This window comes from Streptomyces sp. NPDC002520 (assembly GCF_053595235.1).
In genome coordinates this window covers 11,843-37,282 of record NZ_JBSFXG010000061.1, presented here as the reverse complement: position 1 = coordinate 37,282, position 25,440 = coordinate 11,843, and the positions used below count along the sequence as shown (strand labels likewise).

21 protein-coding genes and 2 pseudogenes are annotated in these 25,440 nt (G+C 71.1%); 4 read left to right on the top strand and 19 right to left on the bottom strand.

Translation table 11 applies throughout. The features are described 5' to 3' along the window. Window positions 1-550: 550 nt before the first annotated feature. Together ACWD5D_RS42665 and ACWD5D_RS42660 are read right to left on the bottom strand one after the other, a co-directional pair. Complete coding sequence (locus ACWD5D_RS42665) at window positions 551-2,041, bottom strand: alkaline phosphatase family protein (protein ID WP_451378151.1); 1,491 nt, start codon at window positions 2,039-2,041, stop codon at window positions 551-553. Between the two features lie 309 nt (window positions 2,042-2,350). After that, window positions 2,351-2,644: an SH3 domain-containing protein gene (locus ACWD5D_RS42660; RefSeq protein WP_451378149.1), complete on the bottom strand. Its 294-nt coding sequence runs from the start codon at window positions 2,642-2,644 to the stop codon at window positions 2,351-2,353. Window positions 2,645-2,917: 273 nt separating this feature from the next. On the opposite strand from ACWD5D_RS42660, the gene ACWD5D_RS42655 reads away from it, so the two are divergent. Beyond that, complete coding sequence (locus ACWD5D_RS42655) at window positions 2,918-3,055, top strand: hypothetical protein (RefSeq protein ID WP_451378148.1); 138 nt, start codon at window positions 2,918-2,920, stop codon at window positions 3,053-3,055. On the opposite strand, the pseudogene ACWD5D_RS42650 reads toward ACWD5D_RS42655, so the two are convergent. Beyond that, window positions 2,998-3,525 (bottom strand): annotated as a pseudogene (locus ACWD5D_RS42650) (IS630 family transposase). The gene ACWD5D_RS42655 and the pseudogene ACWD5D_RS42650 overlap by 58 nt on opposite strands. A 71-nt stretch (window positions 3,526-3,596) precedes the next feature. Between ACWD5D_RS42650 and ACWD5D_RS42645 the strand changes: the two are divergent. Beyond that, window positions 3,597-4,352: a hypothetical protein gene (locus tag ACWD5D_RS42645; protein WP_451378147.1), complete on the top strand. Its 756-nt coding sequence runs from the start codon at window positions 3,597-3,599 to the stop codon at window positions 4,350-4,352. Between the two features lie 153 nt (window positions 4,353-4,505). On the opposite strand, the gene ACWD5D_RS42640 is transcribed toward ACWD5D_RS42645, so the two are convergent. The 15 genes from ACWD5D_RS42640 to ACWD5D_RS42570 all read right to left on the bottom strand — a co-directional run bounded on the left by ACWD5D_RS42640 (window position 4,506) and on the right by ACWD5D_RS42570 (window position 22,918). After that, window positions 4,506-4,709: a hypothetical protein gene (locus ACWD5D_RS42640; RefSeq protein ID WP_451378146.1), complete on the bottom strand. Its 204-nt coding sequence runs from the start codon at window positions 4,707-4,709 to the stop codon at window positions 4,506-4,508. A 254-nt stretch (window positions 4,710-4,963) separates the two neighbouring features. Continuing rightward, window positions 4,964-6,193 (bottom strand): amidohydrolase, encoded by a 1,230-nt coding sequence (locus ACWD5D_RS42635; protein ID WP_451378145.1) that lies wholly within the window; start codon window positions 6,191-6,193, stop codon window positions 4,964-4,966. Continuing rightward, window positions 6,190-6,975: a TetR/AcrR family transcriptional regulator gene (locus ACWD5D_RS42630; RefSeq protein ID WP_451378144.1), complete on the bottom strand. Its 786-nt coding sequence runs from the start codon at window positions 6,973-6,975 to the stop codon at window positions 6,190-6,192. The genes ACWD5D_RS42635 and ACWD5D_RS42630 overlap by 4 nt, the downstream gene beginning before the upstream one ends. Beyond that, a complete protein-coding gene (locus ACWD5D_RS42625) occupies window positions 6,969-8,909 on the bottom strand; it encodes a hypothetical protein (protein ID WP_451378143.1) in 1,941 nt (646 codons plus the stop codon). The genes ACWD5D_RS42630 and ACWD5D_RS42625 overlap by 7 nt, the downstream gene beginning before the upstream one ends. Then, window positions 8,899-10,047, bottom strand: coding sequence for a cytochrome P450 (locus ACWD5D_RS42620; protein WP_451378142.1), 1,149 nt, complete (start codon window positions 10,045-10,047; stop codon window positions 8,899-8,901). Before ACWD5D_RS42620 ends, ACWD5D_RS42625 begins: the two co-directional genes overlap by 11 nt. Beyond that, the gene (locus tag ACWD5D_RS42615; protein WP_451378141.1) at window positions 10,047-11,939 is read right to left on the bottom strand and encodes a TOMM precursor leader peptide-binding protein; all 1,893 of its coding nucleotides are present in this window, start codon (window positions 11,937-11,939) and stop codon (window positions 10,047-10,049) included. Before ACWD5D_RS42615 ends, ACWD5D_RS42620 begins: the two co-directional genes overlap by 1 nt. After that, window positions 11,936-13,582 carry a hypothetical protein gene (locus ACWD5D_RS42610; RefSeq protein ID WP_451378140.1) on the bottom strand — a complete coding sequence of 549 codons (1,647 nt, stop codon included), beginning with the start codon at window positions 13,580-13,582 and terminating at the stop codon, window positions 11,936-11,938. Before ACWD5D_RS42610 ends, ACWD5D_RS42615 begins: the two co-directional genes overlap by 4 nt. Beyond that, a complete protein-coding gene (locus tag ACWD5D_RS42605; RefSeq protein WP_451378139.1) occupies window positions 13,579-14,943 on the bottom strand; it encodes a SagB family peptide dehydrogenase in 1,365 nt (454 codons plus the stop codon). Before ACWD5D_RS42605 ends, ACWD5D_RS42610 begins: the two co-directional genes overlap by 4 nt. Then, entirely contained in the window at window positions 14,940-16,022 is a 1,083-nt protein-coding gene (locus tag ACWD5D_RS42600) for a lantibiotic dehydratase C-terminal domain-containing protein (RefSeq protein ID WP_451378138.1), read from the bottom strand. The genes ACWD5D_RS42605 and ACWD5D_RS42600 overlap by 4 nt, the downstream gene beginning before the upstream one ends. Continuing rightward, window positions 16,019-16,906: a lantibiotic dehydratase C-terminal domain-containing protein gene (locus ACWD5D_RS42595; protein ID WP_451378137.1), complete on the bottom strand. Its 888-nt coding sequence runs from the start codon at window positions 16,904-16,906 to the stop codon at window positions 16,019-16,021. The genes ACWD5D_RS42600 and ACWD5D_RS42595 overlap by 4 nt, the downstream gene beginning before the upstream one ends. Next, window positions 16,903-19,227, bottom strand: coding sequence for a lantibiotic dehydratase (locus tag ACWD5D_RS42590; protein ID WP_451378136.1), 2,325 nt, complete (start codon window positions 19,225-19,227; stop codon window positions 16,903-16,905). Before ACWD5D_RS42590 ends, ACWD5D_RS42595 begins: the two co-directional genes overlap by 4 nt. Window positions 19,228-19,789: 562 nt before the next feature. Continuing rightward, window positions 19,790-20,536 (bottom strand): ABC transporter permease, encoded by a 747-nt coding sequence (locus tag ACWD5D_RS42585; protein WP_451378135.1) that lies wholly within the window; start codon window positions 20,534-20,536, stop codon window positions 19,790-19,792. A 23-nt stretch (window positions 20,537-20,559) separates the two neighbouring features. Continuing rightward, window positions 20,560-21,522, bottom strand: a complete 963-nt coding sequence (locus ACWD5D_RS42580) for an ATP-binding cassette domain-containing protein (protein ID WP_451378134.1) — start codon at window positions 21,520-21,522, stop codon at window positions 20,560-20,562. Between the two features lie 157 nt (window positions 21,523-21,679). Further along, the gene (locus ACWD5D_RS42575; RefSeq protein WP_451378133.1) at window positions 21,680-21,853 is read right to left on the bottom strand and encodes a thiomuracin/GE37468 family thiazolyl RiPP peptide; all 174 of its coding nucleotides are present in this window, start codon (window positions 21,851-21,853) and stop codon (window positions 21,680-21,682) included. 252 nt (window positions 21,854-22,105) lie between these two features. Next, window positions 22,106-22,918 carry a HEAT repeat domain-containing protein gene (locus tag ACWD5D_RS42570; RefSeq protein WP_451378132.1) on the bottom strand — a complete coding sequence of 271 codons (813 nt, stop codon included), beginning with the start codon at window positions 22,916-22,918 and terminating at the stop codon, window positions 22,106-22,108. Between the two features lie 492 nt (window positions 22,919-23,410). On the opposite strand from ACWD5D_RS42570, the pseudogene ACWD5D_RS42565 reads away from it, so the two are divergent. Next, window positions 23,411-23,593 (top strand): annotated as a pseudogene (locus tag ACWD5D_RS42565) (IS110 family transposase); the annotation flags it as partial. 85 nt (window positions 23,594-23,678) lie between these two features. Continuing rightward, on the top strand, window positions 23,679-24,209 hold the full coding sequence (locus ACWD5D_RS42560) for a hypothetical protein (RefSeq protein WP_451378131.1): 531 nt from the start codon (window positions 23,679-23,681) through the stop codon (window positions 24,207-24,209). A gap of 388 nt (window positions 24,210-24,597) precedes the next feature. Here ACWD5D_RS42560 and ACWD5D_RS42555 read toward each other — a convergent pair whose 3' ends face one another. Beyond that, window positions 24,598-25,425, bottom strand: a complete 828-nt coding sequence (locus ACWD5D_RS42555) for an isocitrate lyase/PEP mutase family protein (protein ID WP_451378130.1) — start codon at window positions 25,423-25,425, stop codon at window positions 24,598-24,600. Between the last annotated feature and the right edge of the window lie 15 nt (window positions 25,426-25,440).

Genomic DNA, 25,440 nt, shown 5'->3' with positions numbered 1-25,440 from the left:
CCCCGCAGCTACCTCCCCAAAGGCGGCATGGACTCGATCTACCCCACGACCGAAGATCCCCCCGACGCGGTTACACCACTACAGGGGACATGACCCTGCTGCGGCAGATTGCCGAAGTCGCCGACCTGGACGCCGGTCTGACTGACCGATTCCTGGCGACTCCGGATTTGCGCGCTGCGGTGGCGGCAGAGGGCACTGCCGTCGATGCCGGCCGGCGGGACGGCGACCGCTGGTTCAAGGTGGAGCCGAACCTGCTGTCGAAAGCGCCCAATTCCAGCAGTCTGTGCGGCACATGGCGTTCTTCGACACCGCGACCGGTGTCCTGGTGTAAAGCGGCGGGACCACCCGGCTGGACCTGGACTACGCAAGCGTGGCAGAGATCCCTTCCACGGTGTACGCGACGGTCCCGGGCCTCGGTCGAGCGAATCCATGTCACCGGTGGCGACCCCTGGCACCAGTCCGCGGGCCTGCACGGCTTCGTCAAAGACGCGGTCGCCGAGTGGCAGAACCGTCCGCTGCCGGAGGGCTGGCAGGTATGCAGGCCTCACACTCAGCGCTGTCGGTGGCTGCCGGGTTCTTGCCGGGGCGGGATCTGCCGACCGGGGCCAGGAACGGTGGGTGCGGGCAGGGCGCCGGCCTGCCGCTTGGCCTGGTTGAGCTGTTCGGCAGTGTCCGGTAGTCGCGGCGGCGGGGGTGCGGGCTGCTCGCGGCCGAGCACCGGGACCACGGCGGACAGCGGGCGGCGCCACGGGTTCGGGTTCGGGTGGGGGAAGGCGAAGACCGAGGCGAGGTCGCCGAAGGTGCGGCGGCGCCAATCGCTGATATTGGGTTCCCTGACTCCGGTGACCCGTTCAAGGAATCGCAGGCAGGAGGTGTGGTCGAAGATCTCGCCTGCGACCCGGCCGCCCATCGTCCAGGGCGAGATGATGATGCACGGCACTCTGAAGCCCGCGCCGATCGGCAGGCCGGCGACAAACTCGTCCGCAGTGCCTGAAGCGGGTGTGGGCGGTGGCACGTGGTCGAACAGGCCGTCGTTCTCGTCGTAGTTGAGGATGAAGGCGGTCTTGGCCCATACCTTCGGGTTGGAGGCGATCGCCTCGATCTTGGAGGCGACGAAGTCGGCGCCCGCGGCCGGAAGGTAATGGGGATGCTCGGACTGAGCCGCGGGAGCGATGATCCACGAGACCGTGGGCAGACGGTCGTTGCGAGCGTCGTCCTCGAAGGTTCCCGTGGGCCTGAAGGCCATGCCGTTGTCGTACAGCGGGTCGCCGGCCTTGGTTTTACGGAACCGGGCGAACTGCGCGAGCATGTTGCAGCCGTTGTTGTCGCTCTGCTGGTAGACCCTCCAGCTGACGCCGGCCGCATGCAGACGTTCGGCATAGGTCGTCCAGGTGTAACCGCCGGCCGGGGCGGTGTTGTCCAGGACCGGGCCGCCATGCCTGCCTGCGGCATCGATGGTGCCGGTCATCCAGTACATGCGGTTGGGCCAGGTCGGACCCATCACCGAGCAGAAGTAGTGGTCGCAGACAGTGAACGTTTCGGCCAGCGCGAAGTGGAACGGTATGTCCTGGCGCGTGAAGTAGCCCATGACGTACGGACCGCGTGCGCCGTCCGCGGCCCGGTGCGCGGGCAGCCACTGGTCCATCCTGCCGCCGTTCCACGCCTGGTGCTGCACCCTACGAGTGTGGCTGGTCGACCCGATTGCCTGCGCGCTGGTTCTACGGGTGTCCAGATGGAACGGCAGCAGATAGCCGTCGGGGTGGTCCCCATCCGGCTGGAAGAGCACCGACCGGCCGGTGCCAAGTCGCAGCGCGTCAGGGTCGTCGAATCCCCGCACCCCGGCCAGAGTTCCGAAGTAGTGATCGAAAGAGCGGTTCTCCTGCATGAGCAGGACCACGTGCTCGACGTCCGCCAGCGAACCGCCGCCTGTCGGTCCGGCCGCCACCACCCTGCGCACGCTCAATGGCAGCATCGACAACGCCGCTCCCCCGCCGAGAACGCCCGCCGCACTCAGTAGCGTGCGCCGCGTCACGTTCGGCATGCTGTCCCCCTTCTTGTTCCGGGTGCGCGCAGCGCCTCGAATGGATGTCCACGGCACTGACTGCTCAGATCCGGGCTTTGGCACCGGTTGCATCGGATTGCCGTCTGCATTCGCAGACAGCGGCCCGGCACACCAGGTGCCGCCCACCAGGACGCACCTTCCTGACGCAGTGACGGCGCGACCTCGGCCGGTCGGCGGATCACGCTCGCCTGCCGCGGATGTCACCGGCGGTGTGGGCAGGTTGCGCCCCGCCCGCAAGGCGGCGTCCGTCCACCCGGGTGCTGGCGGGGTGCAACGCGGGGCGTCAGGTCAGCCGGCGCACCAGGGCACGAAGCCCCTGTTGTTCACGTAGCGAGCCGAGACCCAGCCGCCCCGGCCGGCGAGCTTGTACCAGCGGTAGTTGCCGTGGACGCTGGCGCCGTCGGCCTTGCACGCGATCCACACACGGCTGCCGCTGTCGAGACTGCCGACGATTCCGTGCCTGGTGCCGGGACCGTAGCGCACGTTCAGCGGCACCTGAGAGACCACGTGCCCCGCCGTCGCCTGGTAGCGGTAGCCGGCCTCAGCCGGCACAGCGGCCTGCGCTGCCGGAGCGGCGGCCACGGCCCCCACCACAGCGCCACCAGCCAGCACAACCGATATCGCAGCCCTCCGAATGGACTGACCACCCATCAAATTCTCCTTTTCATTGACACAGGCGACATATGACGAGTTGCCCGTATCGCTAGAACGAGGCTGCCCGATAGCCCGCCAGGGCAGTCGCCACGGAAAGGTGAATAAAGTCGTGCTGGCTTGACGACCCTCCCCGCGCCCGTCCGAGCCCCATCGCCCCGAGAGGACCACCCGCCCGAAACTTCCGTATCAGCGGCCCGCAGCATGCTGCGCCAGCCCGAGGTCGTCGCCCGGGTCGCGAAGGCGAACAAGGCGAAGGTCGTCGAGGAACTGACCCGCGACGGTCACGTCACTGCCGAAGTACCACCGGCCTGCTGCGGCGCCCAGTGTCCTGAGTCATAGATTCGGTTCAGATATCCTGCGAGGCGTTCAAAGATCTCGGCCGCGGTCTTCGTCCAGACGAAGGGTTTCGGGTCTTCGTTCCAGGTCTTGATCCAGGTACGGATGTCCCTCTCCAGGGCCTGGACGTTCTTGTGGACGCCTCGCCGTATGTGCTTGCTCGTCAGCAGGGCGAACCACCGCTCGACCTGTTGAGCCAGGAGGAGCTGGTGGGGGTGAAGTGCACGTGGAAGTGGGGGATGCGCGGTCAGCCATCGCTGGATGGCGGGGGTCTTGTGCGTCGAGGCATTGTCGCAGATCAGATGCACGTCCAGCCCGTCCGGCACCTCCTTGTCGATCCGGGCGAGGAACTTCTTGAACTCCATGGCGCGGTACCGACGGTGGATCTGGCCGATCACCTCGCCGGTGGCGGTGTTCAGTGCGGCAAAAATCTTGAAACGGATTTCGAGCCCAGGGCACCGGTCCGCAGGCACCGAAGAGCCCGTACCTGTACGCCCTCTGGTGGCCGCGCCGTCCAGAGCCGACGATGTCCGGGAAGACGGGGGTGGGCGTGGATCTGGGGGCGTTCTTCAGCAGGGGCGACGGGTGGGGCGAGCCGTGGGTGCTCGACGTCTGGCTGATCGAGTCGCTGCGGTGCGGCGTGCCAGACGGTCACACCGACCTGACCGTGGCCATCGCGCTGACCCGGCTCCTGTACGACGGCACCGTGCCCGTCGTCGTCAAGACACACCGCGCCGTCCTTGAACGTCTCGCCCTCAAGGCGCCGACGTGGCCGTTTCGCACGTTCGACGGTCCGCGCGGTTTCGGCATCTACTGGCGTGAGAACGGCATGAGCGGCAGCTGGCAGGCTCGCCGAAACTGCGTCGAGCAGATCCTCGGCCCGACGAGGGACGCGCTGGAGGAACTGCAGGAGCTGGAGTACCAGAGCCGGTTCCGCAAAGGACCGGCGGGCCATCGACGGCGAGAAGCCGGAGCTCGTGCTGCGGGACGCGGTGAACAACGACGTGGAGATCGTCCGCAACGCGCACGCCTGCCTGATGTTCACCGATCCGCTGCCGCCGCACGGGCTCACCTGGCGGCAGACGGTCGCCTGGTGTACGAAGAACCACCAATCGGATGCCGACGAGAAGACCGCCGCGAGCGGCCTGTACCGGCGTCTGTACCGAAGAAGAACGAGCGCCGACAGACCGAGAAGCGGCCAGTCCTCGCGGTGGAGCCGACTTCCGAGGTTCATTCGCTGGCTGGCCGCCAGTGGAATTTGCCGCTCGACAGAGCGGTTCAGGCCTCGGTGGGGCTGTAGCCCATGAAGCCGCAGCGTGCGTTGCGAAGGGCGTTGGCGTCGGTGCCGGCAAGCGGGTCTGGGCGACGATCTGGCGCTGGTTGAGCATGACCGAGGAGCAGTAGCCATCGTGCGATGCAGCGGGCGGCCGAGAGGTTCGGCCGCCCGCTGTGGTCATCCCGTGTGATTCAGAGCCCTGGTCAGTTCCCGGTTGGCGGCTCGGGCCGCCTCGAGCTCCTCGGTTCTCTCTTCGAGTTCACCATGCTTGTCGGCGAATTCCTGCTCCAGCATCGTGATGCGCCGCTGGAGTTGATCGATATCGGTGGGTGCCGCGAACCCGGTCACGGACCAGACGCGCTCGCCGAGCTCGGTCGGCAAGCGCTTCTCCAACTGCCGGACTCGTGCGGTGGGGCGCTTGTAGCAGGGCTTGTTCACCCAGCCGCGGCCGTAGGCCGCCTGGCGTCGCCATGACCTGTCCGCTCACCCCGGACGAAGCGGCGAATCAGGCATCAACCCTCATACTGCCCTCTCACACTGGCACGCACTACGTGATCATCCCGGGGCCCGTCCTCATGCCCGGCGCCCACCCGGGCGACTCACCGTGAGCGCCTTATCAATTACCCGACGGTCCATCAGACGGACAGGCGTGGTGCATCTGCTTGACCGGCCGGCTCGGACAGGTAGCCGGCCAGCCCGGCCAGCAATGCCTCACGCATCGCGGCGGTGGCGACGGCGAGGGCCGCCGGGTGGGGAAGGTACTCGTCGGTGTGGCACGCGGGTCGCACCGGGCCGAGTCGTCCGCCGGGCTCGCCGGATCCGACGAACCAGTACACGGCGGGGCAGCCGAAGACCCGGACGAGGACACTGACATCGTCCGAGGCGAGCGCGGGTGGGACGGTGAGGTGGCGTACGGACAGTCGGCTCTCGTGGACCGCGGCCAGGCTGTCGCGGACCCGCGCCGTGTTCTCCACCCGGGGAACGTGCGTGTCATGGGTCAGCCGGACGTCGCCGCCGAAGACGAGTCCGGCGACGGCGGCCTCCGCCCGCACCAGTGCATCGACGCGGCCGAGGATCGTCTCCCGCACCCGTTCCTCGAAGGTGCGGACATTGACGGTGACAGTGGCGCAGGGCGCGCGCAGGCCCGGTGCGGACGGTGCCACGATCCCGGGCACGGACACCACGGCCTGCTCGAACGGGGGCACGTCACGGCCCACCACGGTGTGCAGCCGCTGGGTGAGGCTTGCGGCGAACAGCACCGGATCGGGGCCAGAGTCCGGTGAGCCGGTGTGCCCGCCCCGGGCGTCTGCCGTGACCGTGAGCGTGTCCGTGGCGGCCAGCGCCGTACCGGGTGTGGAGACGAGCACGCCGACCGGTGCCATGGCCGAGACATGCTGGCTGAGCAGGAGGTCGGGGCGTGGGACGGCTTCGGCCAGGCCGTCCTCGACCATCCTGGCGGCGCCGGTGCCGAGTTCCTCCGCCGGCTGCAGGATGAGGACGATCCGGCCGGGCGGCAGGTCCGGACGGGCCGCCAGCTGTGCGGCCGCCCCGGCGAGTGCCGCCAGATGCAGATCGTGGCCGCAGGCGTGCATCACGCCGTCGACCTCGCTGGCGAAGGCCTTGCCGGTGCGTTCCCGCAGCGGCAGGGCGTCCAGCTCCGCGCGTGCCGCGACGACGGGACCGGGGCCGCGGTCGAGCACCGCCACCAGGCCGGTGCCGCCGATCCCGCGGGTCACCGTGAAGCCCTCGCGGCCGAGCACTTCGGCGAGGAGGGCGGCGGTGCGGTGCTCCTCGAATCCGAGTTCAGGGCTGCGATGCAGGGATTCGTAGAGGGCTGGGGCCCAGTCCGGCACCCGCAGGGTCATCGCTCGCCCGTCCTGCGCGCCCCGGCCGCCCGCATCGACGTCCCGGACCGCAGCGGGCGGGCGGCCAGCAGCGCCTGTATCGCCCGGTCCTGGCGCGCCGGCTCCGGCGGGCCGACGGGTTCGAACGCGCGGCGCAGCACCGTCGCCATCAGACGGGAGGAGATCCTGGCCTGTTCCGAGTCCTCCGCGACGCCCAGGCGGGCGACGAATCCGCTGACGACGGCCTCGATGGACAGCTGTCCCTCCTGGGAGCAGACCGCCTCGACGATCAGGCCGTTGTCCCGCAGCAACTCCAGATACGGCAGCCGCGTCAGGACCGACACAAGCGAGATACCGAGGGCGTCCGGGTTCGTCTGTCCCGCCACGTGCGTGCCCAACAGACGTGCGTCGCTGGTGTTGTAGGCCCGCAACATCGGGTTCGCCATGACCAGGCGGTACAGCACGCAGCTGGCGCCGGGCAGGCCGGCGAGTCGGCGGTCGCGCGCCAGGTGTGCGAGGAACTGCTCGTGGATCTCGTCGAACTCCCGGACCAGTACGTCGTCGATGATGTCCTCTTTGCTGTTCCAGTGCGTGTACACCGTGCCCTTGCCGATGCCCGCGTGCTCGGCGACGTCCTGGACGCTGATCTTCGGATACCCGATGCGCAGCACGAGATCGACCATGGCGTCGAGGACCCGGGCGGAGCGGGTACATCGGTCGTCACCCGCCTGCCCGGACCGCAACGGGTCGGTCGTCGCGTTGCCGAGCGGCTGGACGGTGTTCTGTAGAGCAGTGATCAACATCGTGTTTCCCCCGCGAGTGTGGTGATTTTCGTACTGCTGAACGCCTTGAACTCCTCCTCGGCAACGTCGATGGTGATGGTCCCGTCAGGGCCTGGGGAGCCGACGATCAGCTGGAACAGCGGAGCGAGCCGTTCGTCCCCGGTCACCGCGGCGAGTACGTCGGCGCGCAGACTGTTGTGGATCCGCCCGGCGGCCCCGGCCGCCGCCGCACCCAAAAGGACCCGGTGCGCGACCCGGGCCGCCGCGGCGGTGACTTCGTGCAGCCGCCGCAGGCCGACTGTGGCCTCGTCGACCGGGGCCGCGACGATCACCGTCGCCGAGGCGCTGAGGTAGTCCGGGGCGAGCCAGCCCATCGGGTCCTGCCCGCGCTGGAGCTGCTCCGTGGCCTCCAGGCCTGATCTGACCAACACCAGCCCCTGCTCGCAGACTTGGTAGCACCCAGGTTGCCAGCGGCCGCCCACGGCATCGAGGCAGGGCCGGTGCACGACCAGGAACGAGCTGAGCCTTTCGTCGACGCTCGCGGCCAGCTCGGCGGTCAGCGACCCGAGCCGGCCGACCCGGTCGGCGCCCAGGGCGTTGAACACCCGGTGCCCGGAGTGTCGTTGCCGTACCAGCGTCAGATGCCGGGCGAACGCCGACGGGGCGAGGGCATGCTGCGGCGGGTCCAGCGTGACCCGGCCGACCTGCCGCTCGTCCGGACCCAGGTCGAGCAGCTCGCCCCAGGACCCGCTCCGGCCTCGCTCGCCCAGCTCGACGACCTCGTCGGCCGCGATGCCCGCGTCTCGGGCCGCGTCACCCAGCGCCGCCAGGGCCAGGCCCGCCTCCTGGAGGCACAGCCGGGTCGCGTACCGGTGGTAGCGGTAGGAGACCTTGCTCTCGCGCACCGTCAGCACCACGGTAAAAGGGGGGCCCAGCACCGCCGGTGCGGGCCGGGACACCGGGACCAGCCGCAGGTCCCCGGGCTCGACGTACCAGGCGCCCGTGTCCGTCGCCAGGTAGAGCTCGACCGGGTAGAACCCCCGCGCGGAGGCAAGCCCGCGGTGCGCCCAGCCGCCGGAGTGCGCGAGGTCGCCCGACTCCCAGCGCAGCGGGACGTGCACACTCCACAGCAGTGCGCGCAGCCAGTCGGGCAGGCGCGGCCCTTCTTCGGCGTCGAGGGGACGGACCACCGCGGGCCGTTCACACCCGAGCTCGCCCGCGGGCAGCAGCGAGGCCGGGTCGAGCAGGAGCGCCCGCAGCTGCTCCGGCGTCGGCCAGGGGTCCAGCAGTGGCGCGTCGGCGCTCGTGCGCGGGCCGCTGCGGTCGAGGCCGGGCAGGGCACGGGCGGCGGGCAGCGGGCGGGCGGGGCGGCCGAGGAACCGGGCCACGGCCTCCGCCGCGACCGCCGCGGCGGCCACGGCCCGCTCGACCTCGCCGACCGGCTCCACGATCCAGCCGTCGTCGGGCGCCAACGCCACTTCGACCGTGCCGATCCGGACCAGGACACTGGGCGCGGTGGACAGCTTGGCCCGTACCGACAGCTGGCGCAGACTCCTGTCCAGCGGCGGCAGCCAGTCTGCCGGCGCGTGCACCGTGGCCCCGGTGGCGAGCAGTGCCGCACAGCGCGCATAGGGCGCGTCGTCGGCCAGGTCGGCGGCGGCGAGCAGCTGGTCGGGCAGGTCCTCGGGGCGCGCCGTGGCCTCCCTGCGCAGTGCGCCGCAGCGCTCCAGGTGGTCCAGGGCGCGGCCGACCACGGCACGCTGCGGCTCCGGCACCCGGGCCAGGACCGAGGACTCGGCCCTCCGGCCGTCCAGGAGCGGGGCCAGGCGGTGCAGCAGCGGATACAGCCCGGCCGGGCCGCGGTGGAGGCCGGTGCGGGTGGTCAGCAGCGTGCTGTCCCGTGCCGCGACCGCGTGCACCGCGCTGAGCAGTCGTGGGAACAGGTCAGGAGTCATAGGCCTGCCCTGCGAGCACGAGCTGCCGGATGGAGAGCGTGGGCAACGGGTGGAACTCCACGGGGGCGAGTACGGTCAGCCGGACGAACCGGCAAAGGACCGCGCGCACCGCGGCGACTGCCTCGATCTGGGCCAGCGGGCCGCCGAGGCAGTAGTGCACGCCGTGCCCGAAAGACAGGTGGCGGCGGGCCGGCCGGTCCAGCAGGAACCGTTCCGGGTCCGGGTTCAGCCGCGGGTCGTGGTTCGCGGACAGGATCCACGCCGAGACCAGCGCGCCGGCCGGAACGGCGGTGCCGGACAGGGTGGCGTCCCCGGCCGCGATCCGGGTCACCTGGGCGAAGGCGGGCCGGGTGCGCAGCGCCTCCACAACCAGGTCCTCCACGCGGTCGTGTGCGCGCACCTCGGCGTCCAAGGCCGGCTGGACGCACAGTTCGTGGATCGCCGCGGCGATCAGCGACGTGGTGGTGACGTGCCCGGCCAGCAGGATCAGACCGCTGAGCGAGGCGACCTCGTCGATCGTCGCCGGGGCACCGTCCACCTCGGCGGTCGCCAGACGCGACATCAGGTCGCGCACCGGCCGCGCCCGCTTCGCCGCCGCCACACCGGCCAGGTACCGGTGCATCGCGTCCATCTGCGCGGCGTCGCCGCGGCTGAACCCGATGGACCACGTACGGAACCGGCCGTGTTCCTCCTCGGGCAGCCCCAGGAACCGGGAGATGACCCGGATCGGCAGCGGATAGGCGAGGTCGCGGACGAGGTCGAACCGGTCCGGCGTGATGCCGCGCACGAGTTCCCCGGCGATCTCGTCGATCGCCGGGGCGAGGCCCCTGACCGAGGCGGGCGTAAACGCCTGGTTGACGATCCGCCGTATCCGGGTGTGGTCCGGCGGATCCATCATGGTCAGGTTGCCCCGCCCGAGTTGCGCGGTGGGCGGCATCAGCCGGGTCCGGTCCGAGGAGAACAGCTCGCTGTCCGACAGCACAGTGCGCACGTCCTCGGCGCGGAACACATGATGCATGCCCGCGAGTTCGAGGACCGGAGCCTCGCGCCGCGCGTCGGCGAGCCAGCGAAGCAGCCGGGTCCACCCCACGCCGTCGAGTTCGGTCAGGGCCGGGAATCCGGCCATCGGGGCCGCCATCACGGGAACGGGTGGGGGTCGGTGTTCAGCTGTGCCCGGGTCAGGTCTGCGCCGAGCCGACCCAGCCGTCGTGGCAGGCTCAGTAGCCGCGGCAGCCCGTCGATCCGCCTGTTGCGGTAGCCGAAGGTCATCGGTACCGCCCCCGGGACGAGCACCTTGACGCAGGTGAAGCCGCCGACCCGGTGCTCGGGCGTGGTCTGGTCGACCACCAGCACCTCGCCGACACGCTCGGCGGCGGCCTGCAGGTCCACTGTGAGGTCGTCGCGGTGCGGGCGCAGCCGGTCCGGGCCGCCGACCTCGTCGATGCCGATGGTCGGGCCCCCGAACAGGAAGTCGAGCCGGTGCGCGGCCTGAGGGTGCGCGTAGAGCGCGGAGTGGTCCGGCATGGTGACGACCTTGTACGGATCGAGCACCATCTCCCCGGCCCGGTCAGCCTCAGACGTGTAGCGCCGGATCACGTCGCTGAGGATCGGACCGAGTTCGTTCAGCGCGTTCAGCAGCGCCCGCTCCGGGTCAAGGCCGGCTCCCGCGGTGCACAGCAGCGCGGGGCCCTCCCGGTCCGGATGCGCGGCCATCACCCAGACCGCCGGAATCCCGTAATCCGTGGTGATGTCGAAGGCGTGGATGCGGTACCCGGTGTTCGAGCTGATCGCGCCCGCCTGGAGGGGCACGCGTGGGTCGTGGCAGGAGTCCAGGTCGATCGTCGGCGGGACGGTGCGGGTGTACCACGTGCACAGGAACGCGTCCCGTTCGACCGTCTCCATGAGGCCGTGCAGCGTTGCCTCCTCCCAGGAGGAGCCGAGGGCACAGCCGTTGGACACCTCGTAGTAGGAGACCGGATCGTCGCCGCGCAGCCGGTGGCAGTAGTAGTACGCCAGGGCCTCGGGCACGAGACGGGCGCTGTTGGTGGTGAACGAGTGCGCCCACACCCACCACAGCGGCCGGTCGGGATCGAATCTGCGGTAGCGGAAAGTGGGGTCGTCGTAGCTCTCGTCGGGGTGGTGACCGAACACGTCGGGGTGCACGGCGTGCGGCGCGAGTTCGCGCCAGGTGCCCCGCACGGAGGTCTGCAATCCCCCCGGGGCCACACCGCCGTAACGCTCCAGGGCTTCGAGGATCGCAGTCAGTTCGCTGGTCCGGTAGTCGCGGCTGCGGCCGTAACCGGGCTCGGCCAGGTTGTCGAACCGCAGCGGCATCGACGCGCCCGACATCACCAGGCCGCCCTCCGCACCGCGGTCGGTGCGCCGGATCAGGCCGCTGAACGGGTCCACGTACAGTTCGCGGATGGTCTCGAACTCGGCCAGGACGTCCCGGGTGCGGGACCCGAATGGCGTGATCTTCGGTGCGGGCCGCGGGACGCGCTGGGCGCCGGCCGCCGAGTCCTCGGGCAGCACCCCGCAGTGCGGGCAGAAGGGATCGGGCAGAAAGCGGTGACGACGCGTTTCCAGAGTGGCCAGATCGATCACCGCCACCAGGCGCGGCCCCTCCTGGCGGGCCGGCTCGTCCGCCACCAGCGCGGCTGCCGCGTCGGCCACCACCTCGGCGGCGAGTTCGTCGAGCAGCTGCGGCACGTCGAGTTCCAGCCGGGCGGCATGCTCCTCGCGCAGTGGGGCGAGCCATGGCCTGCTCGCGTCGACCCGCTGCCGCCGCAGGGCGAGGCAGTGCGGGCAGCCCGGTACGCCCGGTCGGGTCAGCGGCCCGACGATCACCTGTCCGACCTCGGTGTGCACACTCAGCCAGGGGCGGTCGACCGGGCCGTCCGCCGGGAGGCGCCAGGTGTCGCTCGCCCGGACCTCGACGCCCAGGTGGGCCAGCGCGTCGGGCAGGGTGCGCGCCAACAGCCCTGGCAGCACTGCCTGTTCACGGCCGGTGTTCGTCAACGTCCCCGTCATCGATCCACTACCACCTTCACTGCCGATATTCCGAGTCGGACGATGCCTGGGTCGTGGTCGAGGTCGGTCACGACGGCGTCCGGTGCGCGCAGCGCCACGGCGCGGCGCAGGTCCGCGAGCGTGAGTGCCGCCCCGTCGGGCAGGCCGGCCGCCCGGTCCGGCCGGGGCAGCGCCGGCGCCCAGGTCCGTGGTGCGAGGTCGGCGCGACCGTGCATCAGCACCTGGTCGGCGAGCACGGCCTGCTCCGTCGCGCGGACCGCCGCGGCGGCGTGGCTGGTGCCGCAGGCGTAGGCGGTGCCGTGGCGGGTGGTCGCCACCGCGGTCGGGACGGCGCTGTCCGGCAGCACCCCCAGCCAGCTCTCGTGATCGCTCACCCGTAACTGGTCGAGCGCTTCGCGTACTTCGGCGGGGAGTTGCTCCCCGTCGAGGACGCGCAGAATGGGACCCGTCGCCTCCACCGCCCAGGACTCGAGGACGTCGAGCAGCGCTGTGGCGAGCGCGTCGTCGCGTGCTTCGGCCGCCGCGGTGCCGAGGGCCGGTCCGGCGCTCGCGTCGCAGCGCCGCGCCCGGCCGACCGGGACCAGCGCCGGTCCGTCGTCGGCCACGCGGTGGGCGGGCAGGAAGTGGCGTCCGGGGTCGGCGGCGATGCGGTCAGTCGCGGCGCGCAGCGCGCTCAGGTCGCTGGTGTCGCCGAGGACGCGCTCCCCGGCGGCGTCGACCACCGCGCGCGGGTCGAGGGCCGACTCGAGGTACAGCGCCATGGCGGCGAGTACGGCCCGCCGCCGGGCCTGCCCGTAGTCCGAGCCGTCCGCCACGACGTCCAGGTCCAGCGGCCGTACGGCGGCCCGGCCGGCGACCCGGGCTCGCGCCAGGTGCCGGGGCACCTGGGGCAGGTCGTCCTCACCGATCTCGCGTACGACGCCGTGGACGGGGTCGATCGCCGCCATCAGCCGCTCGTCGAACGGCCCGGCTGCCGGGCCGGGCGGCGCCGGCCGCCACGGGTGCGGCATCGTCCGCCAGGACGTGGTCTCCTCCCGGGAGACCGTGACGCCGCTCCAGGCATCGCCGGAGCCGAGGGCGGCGCGCCGGACCAGCTGCGCCGCGGCCGTCCGGGCCGCGGCCGGGTCGGGCCGCCCGTCAGCGAGGTCACCGCAGCGCAGGGCGGTCACGACCTCCTCAAGCTGTTCGGCGCCCATCGGCCCGGCGACCACCGCGGCGCTCTCGGTGAACAGCACGACGCCCGCCCGGCCCGCTCTGGCCGCGGCCCGGACCTCCTCGAACCAGTCGCCGTGCAGCGGTCCGGCGCCCAGGACGACGGCCGGCAGGCCAGGTGCGCTGCGCTCCACCGCTCGGACCAGTTCCGCGCTCTCGCCCACGAACGTCACCTCACCGGGCGCGTCGACGTGCCGTAGGACTCCGACGGACACCATCGCGTCCCGTACGCGGCGGGCCTGGCGGGCATGCGCGCCGCCCATGTCGTCGGCCGCCTGCTCGACGTCCCGGCCCTGGTCGACCCAGGAGGACACCAGGCGGATCCAGGCGGACAGCCCGGTAGACAGCTCCAGTGGTCCGGACTCGGACAGCCCGTACGTCCTGCCCTCGTGGTCGATGGTGTAGGCGTTCATCCGCCTGATCGTGTTCATCGGCTCTGCTCCTCGTGCCGCCGGGGGCTGGATCCCACGATGAACTGGCCCACGCTGCACTCGACGAGCGGGTCGCGGCCGGTGGCCTCGGTGAAGGCGACCGCGTCGTCCGTGCCGAGCGGGCAGCCGGCCAGTCCCATGGCGGTGCACGTGCCGGCGAGCGCGTGGTAGAGCACCCCCGTGTTCTTGAGTACCACCGCGTAGCCCATGCCCTCGTACTTCCACATCACCCGGCCGACCCGTGCCGCCACGACCAGCAGCACCTGCGGGACGGCGCCGGTGGTCGATCCCTGCGAGGCGACCCGCAGCATCCGGCGTACCGCGTAGTGGTTCACCGGCCGCACCAGCTCGAGTTCATGCCGGTGCGCGTCGTAGTGGTACAGGCCGCTGTCCAGGCCCGAGCACCGGGTGACCACCGGATAGAGCTCGAGCTCGTACACCGATCCGCCGGAAGGGCGCGGGGAGCTCACGAACTCGACCCCGTCCTCCTCGTGTACCCGCCGCACCCGCGCCGTGCGGTACAGCAGCTCGCCGAGCTGCTCCACCGAGATCGGCGACTCGTCGTCGTGCACCCGCTCGGACACGCGCCGCTCGGTGACCTCGAAGTACGAGCCCTCGCTCAGCCGGCGGTCCGTCACATCCGGTACGGCAAGCCCGACGCGCGGCCCCGGGTAGGGCGGCGGGGCAGCCGGCTCCGGCTCGAGGCCGGCCGCGCGGCCCCACCATGTGCCGCCGAACCCGTCGCCGACGTAGCCGCGGTAGCCGAGCCGGCTGCGGTCGTGGAACAGCAGCTCGTGGGGTGCCCATTGGCGGTAGCGCAGCTCCTGTGCCTGCTCGCCGTCCGGGTCGGCCAGGAAGCCGGTTGCGAGCAGCTGCTCGCGCAGGGCGGCCGCGAGCCCGCCGGGTGCGGTAGCCGAGTCGGTCGCGGGGTCGAGCGCGGCGGCCAGCAGCTCCCGCCGATGGATCGTGATCTCGGCGCTGGCCAGGGGCGATTCCAGGAGCAGAGCACCGGCCTCGGCCCGGATGACCGCGAACCGGGAGAGGTCGAGCCGCGCGCCGGCGGCGGGCACCGGCTCGCGGGCGCGCAGCGGCCGCACCACGAACGCGACCCCGCGGTCGTCGCTGAACTCCTCGTCGAGCCAGCCTTCGCGGCGCAGTTGCTCGGTGGCCTGGTCGTCCGCGCCGGCCGGCTGCCCGGTGCCGGCCAGGCGGGCGATCGCCTCGGCCGTCCGGTGGCCGGTGGGCAGGCTGATGTGGTGCGGCCAGGCCATGAGGTGGGTGCGTCCGTCGCGTTCGGTGGTGAACACGCCCGACCTCAGTCGTTCGGTCCGGTCTGCGGCCATGTCGTGTGCCCGAATCACGATTCGCCTTCCTTGGTGGTCGTCGTCGGGTCTTCGCGTTCGTCCAGGGCCGTGGCCACCAGGTGGCACAGCCGGTACCGGGCGACCGCTGGCACGCCCAGCCGGGAGAGCTGGAGGTAGAGCAGGTTGATCGCGAAGCGATAGACCGCGAACCAGTCGGAGGTGCTCAGCTCCTCCCACCCGGCCGAGGCGGCCAGCTCACGGTGGAAGGGGCTGCGCTCGGTCAGATCGCCGCTGAAACCGCCGGCCGCCGTGGGCAGGGCGAGTTCGCCGCGGTGCTGCGCCTGCTGTGCGGCCCGGACCACCGGGGTGATCGCCGCGAGCCAGTCCCGGGCGTACGCGGGCATGTCCGGGCCGGCTGCCACCGTGTGCAGTCGGCGGCGCAGCGCCGGTGCCGAGCGGCGGGCGGCGGCGTCCCAGACCGTGCGGAGGTCTGCCGCGGCTTCGAGGTTCAGATACGCCTCGGCGTGCGATCGGAAGGACAGTGCGGCCGAGGCCAGTCCGCCCTGGCCGAACTCCTGGGCGGTCACCGCCATCAGGTCGGCGCAGGCGGGCCCGAGCCGCTGCGGCGGTGCCGCGCGCAGCAGCCGCAGTGCCGGCACCGTCGCCGCGTAGTGGAAGTTCTCCAGCAGTGCCTGTAGGGCCGGTTCTGCGCCCCCCGCCCCGGCCGCGTCCTGGGCCGTCCAGGTGAGCGAGTTGTCCGCCAGCCAGTCCTGGTGCAGTTCGACCCCGGCACGGTCGGCGATCCGCTGCGCACGGTCCTGGACCTCCGCGAGCGTCACGATCCGTGTCGACGGGCGGGTGCGCAGCACCTCGTGCAGACGCTCGTCGATCCGTGCGCGCACTGTGGCCGCGGCGTCGGCCGGGCCGCGCACGCCCAGGCGCAGATGCGGCCCCCGCTGCCACTCCCGGGTGAGCCGGAACCGGCAGCCCGCCGTCTCCGCCAGCTGGGCGCACTCCCATAGCGGCCCCAGGAGCAAGGCGTTCCACCGGTCCTCTTCGTGGTAGGCGAACAGCCCCTGCCAGTTGGCGACTTCGCGGCCGACGAGCGTCCCGGTCTGCTCCTGCGCTCCGCTCACGCGTCCGCCTTCGGGTCGGCGAGCAGAGCCTGCGCGAGTGACGCGCGCAGCGTCAGCTCCGTGGGCATGGTGACTCCTATTCGGTTCGCAAAGAGGTGGATGCAGATGTCGAGCGTCGCGATCGGATCCCGGGCCCCGGTGGTCTCGAACGCCACCCCGCCGAACCCGACGGCCGGCGGGCGGTAGTCGTCGCCCGATGTGCGCAGCGCGGCCTCGAGCTGCTCGAGTGACCGGGTGAAGTGCACGGCCGACGAGGGGGGCCGCTCCAGCAAAGACATCACCCGGGACAGGTCGAGCCGCGCGGCAGCCGGCAGGCCGGCCGCCTGGACGCGCCGGGCCCAGCCGACGCCGGTCCGGCTCCCGCGTGCCGCGAGGAAGCTGGCCAGGATCAGTACGACCAGCGAGTCCCGGGCCGCGGCCGCGGGGTTCGCGGCGAGCACGTCCAGGGCGATCCGTGTGCTGTCGTCGAAGTGCTCCTCGCAAGCCGCCAACGCCGCGCCATGGCCGTACCGTTGGTGCTCCGGGACGTAGGTCGCCGCTACGACCGAGCCGTCCGGGACCAGTTCGGCGGCCGAAGCGGGGTCGCCGATCCGGGCTCGCAGCAGCGCGTACTCCTCGTGCCCCATCGCCCGCTCGGACGGATGCTCCCGGCACCAGCGGCGCAGTTCGGTCGGCACCCGGGACTCCAACGCCGCCAGGGCCGTGTCCGACGGCGCGCGCAGGCGTAGCCGCACGTGCGGGCCCCCGTCCCAGTAACGCAGGACGAACGCCCGGTCGGCGAGCCCGTCGGCGCGTACGGCCCGGATCAGAGGCGTGACCGCCTCGGCCAGCAGCCGGTCCTGCCCCTGGTGCTGGTGCACGTGCCAAGACGTCCAGGTCGTCACCGGCGCACTCCGACCTCGACCGCGTACTCGGTCACGTGTCCCGCCCCGGCCAGCGGATCGGGCAGACACTCTTCGACGATCGCGTACTCGGCCTGCCTGAGCATCTTCTCGGCGTCCGCGAACAGCAGCGGACTGGTGACGTCGATGAACACCGGCTTGCGCGCCTTGCTCTGGCCCCCACCGTGGTCGGCGGAACTCCACGCCCGCAGGTAGAAGCCGCTGCCCAGGCCGTGCGCCGCGAGCCACTGGTGCCAGGCCCGGAGCGAGGCGCGCGGCTCGCCCCCGCCCGGGAACTCCTCCCGGCGCAGCAGCCATCGCGCCCGCTGCAGCACGGTTTCTCCGAGGGCTACGCGTGGAGTGGCGGGCTGCACCACCCCCGCACGCCCGGGTGCAGCGGGGGTGAAGACCGCGATGCTCGGGTGGATCAGGTATGCACTGCCGAAAACCTGCTCGAGCAGCCTGACGAACGGCGGCAGCGCGAGGTCCGCCGCCATGCCCAGGTGCACCAGGCGCACGTCCCGGCCGTCCTGGCCCCGGAGCGCGGGCAGGCCGTGCGCTCCGGGCACGACACGCACGGACGCCATCGGCAGACGCTGCTCCTGCGGTCGTCCGGTCGTGGCACCGGGGTACTGCAACTCCCGCGGTGCCGTGGCCGCCCTCGAGTTAAGCGCCGATCCGAGCAGGCCGCCGATCTCCAGGATGTCCTCGTCGACCGTGGGGACCAGGTCCATGACAGGGATGCCTGCCTGCGTCGCGATACGGCCCCGACCGCGGCCGTGCCCGCCGTGCACGACGTTCACCACCCGGCGGATCCCCGGCTCTAAAGCCTCCTGCAGATAGAAGGTGGCCGACCGGTTCGGGTGCACGAAGGGAAAGTCGTCGAGCAGCCGGCGTACGTCGTCCACAGCGAGCGGACCCTTCGCCGCCAGGCTCAGGACATCGCCGGTGAGACCGGACAGCGCGCTGCCGAGCTCCCGCACCATGTCGCCGGCGCACGTCGCCAGGTCGGCTCCCCACGGCGGCGCCGTCGGCCCGATGATCCGGCCAAGGTCGTCATCGGCGTCGAGGGCCGCCCGCGCAAGGCTGTCCAGGGCGACGGTCAGCGGCACTTCGTAGTCCGGGCCGAACCGCCTGGCCAGGTGCTCGGCCGCCGCCAGCTTCGCGGGGAACTTCACGTCCGTCAGCGCCAACAGCCGCCGCGCGGAGTCGAGTTCGGCGAGCGCCGCGCCTTCCGGGCGGGCGGGCAGTTCGTACGGCCAGTCGGCCGCGACCGACATCTCGTGCACCTCGACCGGCGGCAGCTCGGCCCCGACGTGGCGGCCCACCTGCCCGGCGGCGGCCTGTGCCGCGTCCGCGTCGGCGTCGTGCAGCGCCGCGTCCAGCGCGGTGAGCGACGCGGACAGGTCCGCCGCGCCACGCGCGTCGGCGATCGCGGCCCATGCGGCCCAGGGGCGCGGGTGGTGGTCCGCGACAGGAAGACAGTGTTCGATCAACCCCGCGGCCAGGCACTTGCCCACGAGGCCGGCTCCGCCGGTCACCCGCGCGGCCAGGCCGGCTTCGGTGTCCCCGGGGGCCAGGGCGCGCAGCAGCTCGTCGATCGCCGGGTGCGCCGCGACCCGTACCGTCTGCTCCCGCTGCCCGGCACGGATGAACAGCCAGCCGCCCTCGACCCGCACCAGGCTCGGGTTTACCCGCACTTCGAGCCCGGCGGCGTCCGGCAGCGCGGCGTGCAGGGCCCGGGTCAGCGCCCCGACCACCGCACCGTCCAGCTCGGCGAGCAGCCGCTCTCCTGTGACCTCACCGCCGGGCCTACCCCAGCGGGCTGGGACCGTGACCATCCAGGAACTGAACGGGCTCGTCTTGGCGCCCGCGCGGGCCGCCATGCGAGTGAGCCGGAGAAGTCGCTTGCGCTGCGGCGCGCCGGTCTGCCCCGTGGCCCACCGTTGAGCGGTGTCGGCCAGGTCTCGGCTGGTGGCCCTGAGGCCGGTCCGGAACCGCCGGTCGAGGCACAGGCCGCGCAGGTGTCGCACATCGTCGTGCTCGGCGGCCACCAGTGCTTCGTTGAGCTGCGCGGCCAGGTCGCGCACCCGTTCCCGCGCGGCCGTCCAGGAGCGGAACGCGGCAGCGGCACACTCGGACATGAGCGGTAGGGCCTGCTGCGCGGCCCGCTGGGACAGGTCACCCTGGCGCACGCCCCGGCGCGCGGCGACGAGCACGGCCCGCTGGTCCGCTGAGCGCGCGCCGATGTCCTGGAACAGGGCCCCGTCGGCTCGTTCGGCGGCCTCGGCGAGTTCCCTGATCGCCCTCGCCTGATCGGACAACAGGTCGTCGACGCGACTGTGATGAAACCCGCTGAGAGAAGACCGGCTCAGGCCGGCCACACGCACGAGGACGACCTCGTTCAGCGCGATGTCTTCAGAGGAGATTGGACAGTCATCAACAGAACCCACTCTGTTACCCCCGTGCTTCGTCCACGACTGGGCCGATGAACGTTCCCCGCCGACACCGGCGGCACCTGGCCAAAGGCGTTCTCGCCCACGTACGAACTCGGATCGACAACGCCGTCGGCACACGGCCGACCAGTGATCGAAATCGGAGCCCGCTTGGTCTACGGCTTCCGCGACCGCGAGCACCAACGCATTCCAGTAGCGCTGCGCGACTTCACCCCGTGTCGCAGCGCTGCGATTGTCATCAAATCTGATGATTCTCTAGCGGTTTTCGACTCTAGTGACCTCAGATCCACCAGGCAAGGACGCCGCGCGGACAATCCGCTCGGCGTGTCGCCGCATACCTGTCGATGGGCCAGCTACCGGACTGGCCTGTGGAGTTACCGAGAACGGGACGGCGCGGGAAGCGACACGCAGACGGCAACACGACCACCGACTACGCCTCCGCGCGAAACGTTCTGGTGCCGAACCACACGCCCAGCAGGCACAGCAGCACGGCCCAGCCGCCGCCCCACAGCACACCGCTCGCCGACAGGTCACCGGCGAAGCAGGCCCGGACCGCGTCGACGACATGCTTGACCGGCATCAGCCCAGCCGTGAATCGCAGCCAATGCGGCCCCATCCCGACCGGCAGCAGGATCCCGGACAGCAGGATGACCGGCATGAGCAGGGTGTTGACCACGCTCCCCATGAGGCGCTCGTCCTTGGTGCCGAGGGCGATCGCGTTCGACGTCGCCGCGCATGCGACCCCGAGAACGAGCGTGATGACCACGCCGACCAGGAGCTCCGGCAGCGGGGCGTCCATCCCGAAAGCGTAGGCAAGGGCGACCAGCACGATGACCTGAAGCAGCAGCTGTACGAGGTCGCGTCCGAGCCGGCCCAGCAGCAGGGCGGAGCGCGGGGCCGGAGTGACCCGCTCCCCCTCGATCACGCCGTCGCGCCACTCACCGATCACGCCGTAGCCGGTGAAGGCGGCCCCGAAGACCGCCAGCTGGACGAGCAGGCCGGGGACGAAGAGCGTGTACTGGTTCCCGGAGCCGACCTGAGCGGCGACCGACCGCAGCAGCGGGGCGAACAACACCAGGTAGAGCACCGGCTGGAGCAGCCCGGTCAGGATCATGGCCGGGCTGCGCAGGCTCATGCGCATCTGACGACGGAACACGACCATTGTGTCGTGGAGCATGGTTGAGGCCTTCCTAGGCGCGGTCAGTGCGAGTCCCGCAGGGAACGTCCGGTCAGAGTGAGGAACACGTCGTCCAGGGTCGGGCGGCGCACCTCCAGCGACGCCAGTTCGACGCCAGTCTCTGCGAGCTCACGGGCGAGGCCGGGCAGGACCGTCCCGGACCGGTGCACCCGGCCGGCGACCCGCAGCCCGCTCACCGAAGGCCGGTCGGCGGCGGACTTCTCCAGGACGCGCACGGCGGCGTCCACCTGCTCCATGTCGGCGACCTCCATCTCGACCAGGTCGCCGGAGATCCGGTCCTTCAACGCGTCCGGGGTGTCGGCGGTGACCACCCGCCCGTGATCGAACACGATGACCCGGTCGCTCAGCAGGTCCGCCTCATCGAGGTAGTGCGTCGTGAGGAACACGGTCATGCCGTACTCCGCACGCAGATCCCTGATGTGTCCCCACAGGTTGGCACGCGCCTGTGGATCGAGTCCGGTCGTTGGTTCGTCGAGGAACAACAAGCGCGGCTGGTGCACCAGGCCCATGACCACATCCAGCCGCCTGCGCTGTCCGCCGGACAGCGATCGCGGAACGCGTGTCCAGACGTCGGCGAGGTCCAGCCGGTCGAGCAGCGCGCGCGCCCGGCGGGTGGCCGTGGCCGCGTCGAGGCCGTACAGCATGGCCCGGTCGACTATCTCGTCCCCGGCCTTGGCGAAGCCGCCGGCCGAACCGCCCTGCGAGACGTAGCCGATCTGCCGGCGCACCTCGCGCGGCTGGGCGACGACGTCGTAGCCGGCCACCCGGGCCGAGCCCGAGGTCGGACTGGTCAGGGTGGTGAGCATGCGAAGCGTCGTGGTCTTCCCCGCACCGTTGGGCCCGAGGAAGGAGACGATCTCTCCCTCGGCGACCTCGAGGCTCGCGTCCGAGACCGCATCGACCTGCAGCCGTTCCCGGCCGCGCCGAACCGTATAGGACTTGGCCAGCCCGGACGCCGAAATCATGTGCCTTACCTCGCTTGTTGTCAGGTCCCACCGCGCGCCGCAGCAGGACGAGGCATGCCGCAGTCCCGCGGTGCGCCGAGAAGCACACCGCGGGACCGGACTCGTTCATCCCTGGGTCGGATTCAGGAGAACATCACCGCCCAGAGCTGACCGTGCGTCAGTTCGAGCTGCAGGAGCAGCAGATGTAGCAGAAGCAGTTGGTCGACGCACCGACCTCCGGCATACCGTGATCAGCGGTCAGCGCCGTGACGGCACCGCCCTGCTCGACGACGTCGAACACGTCGATCGACAGGTCGTCGACGTCGACGAAGTACTCCTCGTTGTTCCCCATGTGACTTCCTTCCGTCCTTTGATGAAAAAAGACAGACCCCCACGTGAATCCGGATACGAACTCCGGATCCGAAGAGCCGCCCTCATCCTGGCCGGAATCACGCCCTCTGGTCACGCCGCCAAGACTGATGACCAGAAACCAAAATCGGTCACAAGAATCCGGTAAGAACTCAGGGCATGCCACGGGAACCGGGCATCGATATCACTCCATCGTGCGCGACGCCCGGTGTTGACGTCAGTGGACAGCCCTGGTTCAGCCGGCCCGACGGGCCCGCAGCGCGGCTCGCCGCGGCTTGGCGCCGGCCAACCGCTCGGCGATACCTCTGATCTGAGGGTCTCCCGCCTCCCGCGCGGACTCGATCTTCTGCCGGGCCACGTCACCGCGCAGTTCGCCGAGGGCCATCAGCGCGGCCATGGCCACCTGCGACTCGGGGTCCGCCACTGCGGCACCCAGAGCCTCGGCCGCATGTTCCGCGTCGGGGTGCCCGATGTAGCAAAGGATGTCCGCCGCGTGCCGCCGCACCACCTGGTCGTCCGACCCGAGCGCATCGATCAGTGCCGGAACCGCCTCGGACCCGAACGCGGCCACGTCGTCGGTCAGAGCGTTGCGTTCCTCGAGCCCATGGTTGCCCAGCAACGCGACCAGGTGCGGAACCGCCCGGGGCTCCCGGATGCGGCCCAGCGCCCAGCGTGCCTTGCGGGCGACCGACTCGTCCTCGTCCGTGATGTACGGCAGGACGGCGTCCACCGTCTCGGGGTTGGCGAACTTGCTGAGCACGTGCAGCGCCTGGACCCGCACTTCCGGCGACCCGCCCGGCTCGGCAGCGGCGAGCACCGCAGGCCGCGTGGCCTCCTCCAACCGCGTGACCGCCCAGGTCATGGTCTCCCGCACGAAGAAGTCCGACTCCGCCCACAAGGCCTCCACCAGCGCGTACGCGAGCTCGATCTCGGACTGCGATCCGATCGCGAGCGCCGCGGTGTTGCGGACACTGCGATCCGGATCCGACAGTTTCTCAAGCAACTCACTTGCGGGTATTGCACTGTTCTGGGATTCCGAAGTCGACATGCGACGGATCCTAGCAAGGAGCAGGACTCGGACATCCTGTTTTACGGCTGTTGCGAGTTGAACGAAATAGCAGCTGTGGTACGGCAGTTGCAGAGGACACGGACCGGCGAAATCTCAACTACTGCCATCACGTTCGGAACAATGAAACTGTCCGAATCCGAATGGACCGTTGTCCGAGTGGCGGTTTGCAATACCCAGCCAGTGGATGTATGGGCCACTGCCGTCGTCACAGGCAGGGGCGGCAGGGCCACCGGCTCCGGGCCGGTTGCGCGGCCGGTCCTTCAGGACAGGCGTTCCGCGGCCGGGGCGCAATGCCACGTAGCTTAAGCTGATCTTGTTGTCGGGGTGGGGCCACGCAATCCGCCCAGCGCGGTCCCGGGCACGGTGACGACTGCAAACACCGGTGGAACCGGGTCGGATCGGTACCCCTGCGCAGGAAGCGCTGAGAATCCTGGGGTTCCGCCGTGCCTGTCGTGCGCTGCCCCGGCCGCGGTCTTCGACGCGCTCGACGAGCAGACCGTCGTCATCCCGGGCACCGGCACCCTCGACGTCGTGATCCCGTCCCTGGCGCGCTCGCTCGCTGCCGTCCACGAACAGCTACGAGCCCTGGAAGCGCAGATCGGGCAGCTGCTGGAGGCTCACCCTCTTTTCGCGGTCCTGACCTCGATTCCTGGGGGCAGCGGTCAGGACCGACGCCACGGCGAGCAGCCGTCCAGGCAAGGGCCGGCGCAGGTCCGGCCCGGCTGCTGCGCTGCCCGCGGTGCCCGTAGACGGGCACCCCGACGAGCTGCTCGGTACGGCCGAGGTCGCGAGCCCGTTCGGCTACGGCAGCGTCGCTTCCTTCTCCAGCGCCCTCTACCAGGGGCGCATCCCCGAATTGCCCGAGCTGGAGGCTCTGGAGAGGGAGGAAGGCAGCCGCAACGGAGCCCGCAAGAAGTGGCGCCGGGCCACTGTCGTCTCCACCGCCCGCGAGCGCGGTGTGCTGCCGGCCGCCGACAGGGGCGAGAACGAGGACCTGGTCGGCGCCGCCGAAGCAGCCCAGATCCTCGGATACGGCAACGCCGACAGCTTCATCAGCGCGCTCGGGCACGGGCTCCTGCCCGATTTCCAGCAGCCCGACGGGTTCGAATACCGCCGCGGCAGTGCCGGCCGTCCGCCTTCACTCCCTCGAGGCTGGCCGCCGACCCCACGGCTTGAAGACGGACAGGATGACGTTGGCGAGATACAGCAGGAGCGCAACGGCCGGGGCGATCACCACCCAGCACGTCGGCGAAGGAGTTCTGTGCAGTGATGGCTCACTCCTGGCGGACACCTGCGCGAAAACTGGATCACATGCTGGACGTCCACGCCCATGCCCACGCAGCCCCGGACTGCAGCCAACTCCGCCCGGGGCTCGAGCAAACCGCGGGTAACCCGCCAGGTCGTCGACGACGAGCCGGCCGTGGCCGTTGCGCAGGGTCGCGGTGCACCGATCGTGGGTCCACACGCAGGCGCGGCGGAAAAGGAGGACGCCGCCACCTACGCCCGGCCCGGATGGGCGAGGGCGGGTGACGATGCTGATAGAGCGCAGGGCGCCGTTGATGCTGAGACTGGAAAACCCGGACCGGGCCGATGCGCGGGGCGATTGTGGACGGGGTGGGGCGGGCGGCTCGGGGGAGGGCCGCCCGCCTCGGCCCGGGTTACTTCGCGAACTTGTCGTTGAACGCGAAGTAGTTGATGGACGTGGCCATGGCGTCGTCCTGGCCGGCGAGGAAGGAGCGGGCGGCTTCGAAGGTGTTGGTGTAGGCGACCTGGGCGATCGCCGTGCCGGCGGAGTACCGGGAGACACCCGCCTCACGCAGCTGCTCAGGCGAGGGCGCGCCGGGCAGCCACATGGCGTTGACCTTCAGCCCGGTCTCACGCGCGACGGTGCCGAGCGCGTCCAGGTCGAGCAGGCCGGGAACGAACAGACCGCAGGCGCCGGCCTCGCGGTAGGCGTTGCCGCGGGCGAGGACGTCGGCCAGCCGGCCGTCCTCGTCGCCGACGGCGAGGAGGAACACGTCGGTGCGGGCGTTGATGAACAGGTCGACGCCGGCGTCCTCAGCTGCCGCGCGGGCGGCCGCGATCCGCTTCGCGGCAGTCGCGGTGTCATACAGCGGCCCGTCCGAGGCGCCGGAGTCCTCCAGGTTGATCCCGACGATGCCGGTGGCCAGGAACTCCTTGACCGTCGCCTGCAGACCGTCGGCGTCGTCGGCGTACGCGTTCTCGATGTCGGCACTGACCGGCAGGTCGGTCGCGGCCACGATGCGCTCCAGGTTCGCCAGCACGTCCGCCTTGGCCAGCGAACGCCCGTCGGGAACGGCCTGTGACCACGACTGCGCGCCCGAGGACGTCGCGATGGCCTTGGCTCCGGCTTCGGTGATCAGGTGAGCGCTGCCCGCGTCCCAGGCGTTGGGCAGGACGAGGAAGCCGTCGTGCAGGCTGCGGAACTGCTCGGCACGCTCCTGCTGGGTGCGGATGTCGGACATTTGTCTTTCTCCTTA

Excerpts from the sequence above, each read along its gene's own strand:
- ACWD5D_RS42580 (WP_451378134.1), bottom strand. The coding sequence starts at position 21,522 with ATGATTTCGGCGTCCGGGCTGGCCAAGTCCTATACGGTTCGGCGCGGC.
- ACWD5D_RS42555 (WP_451378130.1), bottom strand. The coding sequence starts at position 25,425 with ATGTCCGACATCCGCACCCAGCAGGAGCGTGCCGAGCAGTTCCGCAGC.
- ACWD5D_RS42615 (WP_451378141.1), bottom strand. The coding sequence starts at position 11,939 with ATGACGGGGACGTTGACGAACACCGGCCGTGAACAGGCAGTGCTGCCA.
- ACWD5D_RS42620 (WP_451378142.1), bottom strand. The coding sequence starts at position 10,047 with ATGGCGGCCCCGATGGCCGGATTCCCGGCCCTGACCGAACTCGACGGC.
- ACWD5D_RS42575 (WP_451378133.1), bottom strand. The coding sequence starts at position 21,853 with ATGGGGAACAACGAGGAGTACTTCGTCGACGTCGACGACCTGTCGATC.
- ACWD5D_RS42630 (WP_451378144.1), bottom strand. The coding sequence starts at position 6,975 with ATGTTGATCACTGCTCTACAGAACACCGTCCAGCCGCTCGGCAACGCG.
- ACWD5D_RS42635 (WP_451378145.1), bottom strand. The coding sequence starts at position 6,193 with ATGACCCTGCGGGTGCCGGACTGGGCCCCAGCCCTCTACGAATCCCTG.
- ACWD5D_RS42665 (WP_451378151.1), bottom strand. The coding sequence starts at position 2,041 with ATGCCGAACGTGACGCGGCGCACGCTACTGAGTGCGGCGGGCGTTCTC.
- ACWD5D_RS42610 (WP_451378140.1), bottom strand. The coding sequence starts at position 13,582 with ATGAACACGATCAGGCGGATGAACGCCTACACCATCGACCACGAGGGC.
- ACWD5D_RS42570 (WP_451378132.1), bottom strand. The coding sequence starts at position 22,918 with ATGTCGACTTCGGAATCCCAGAACAGTGCAATACCCGCAAGTGAGTTG.
- ACWD5D_RS42585 (WP_451378135.1), bottom strand. The coding sequence starts at position 20,536 with ATGCTCCACGACACAATGGTCGTGTTCCGTCGTCAGATGCGCATGAGC.
- ACWD5D_RS42625 (WP_451378143.1), bottom strand. The coding sequence starts at position 8,909 with ATGACTCCTGACCTGTTCCCACGACTGCTCAGCGCGGTGCACGCGGTC.
- ACWD5D_RS42655 (WP_451378148.1), top strand. The coding sequence starts at position 2,918 with ATGCTGCGCCAGCCCGAGGTCGTCGCCCGGGTCGCGAAGGCGAACAAG.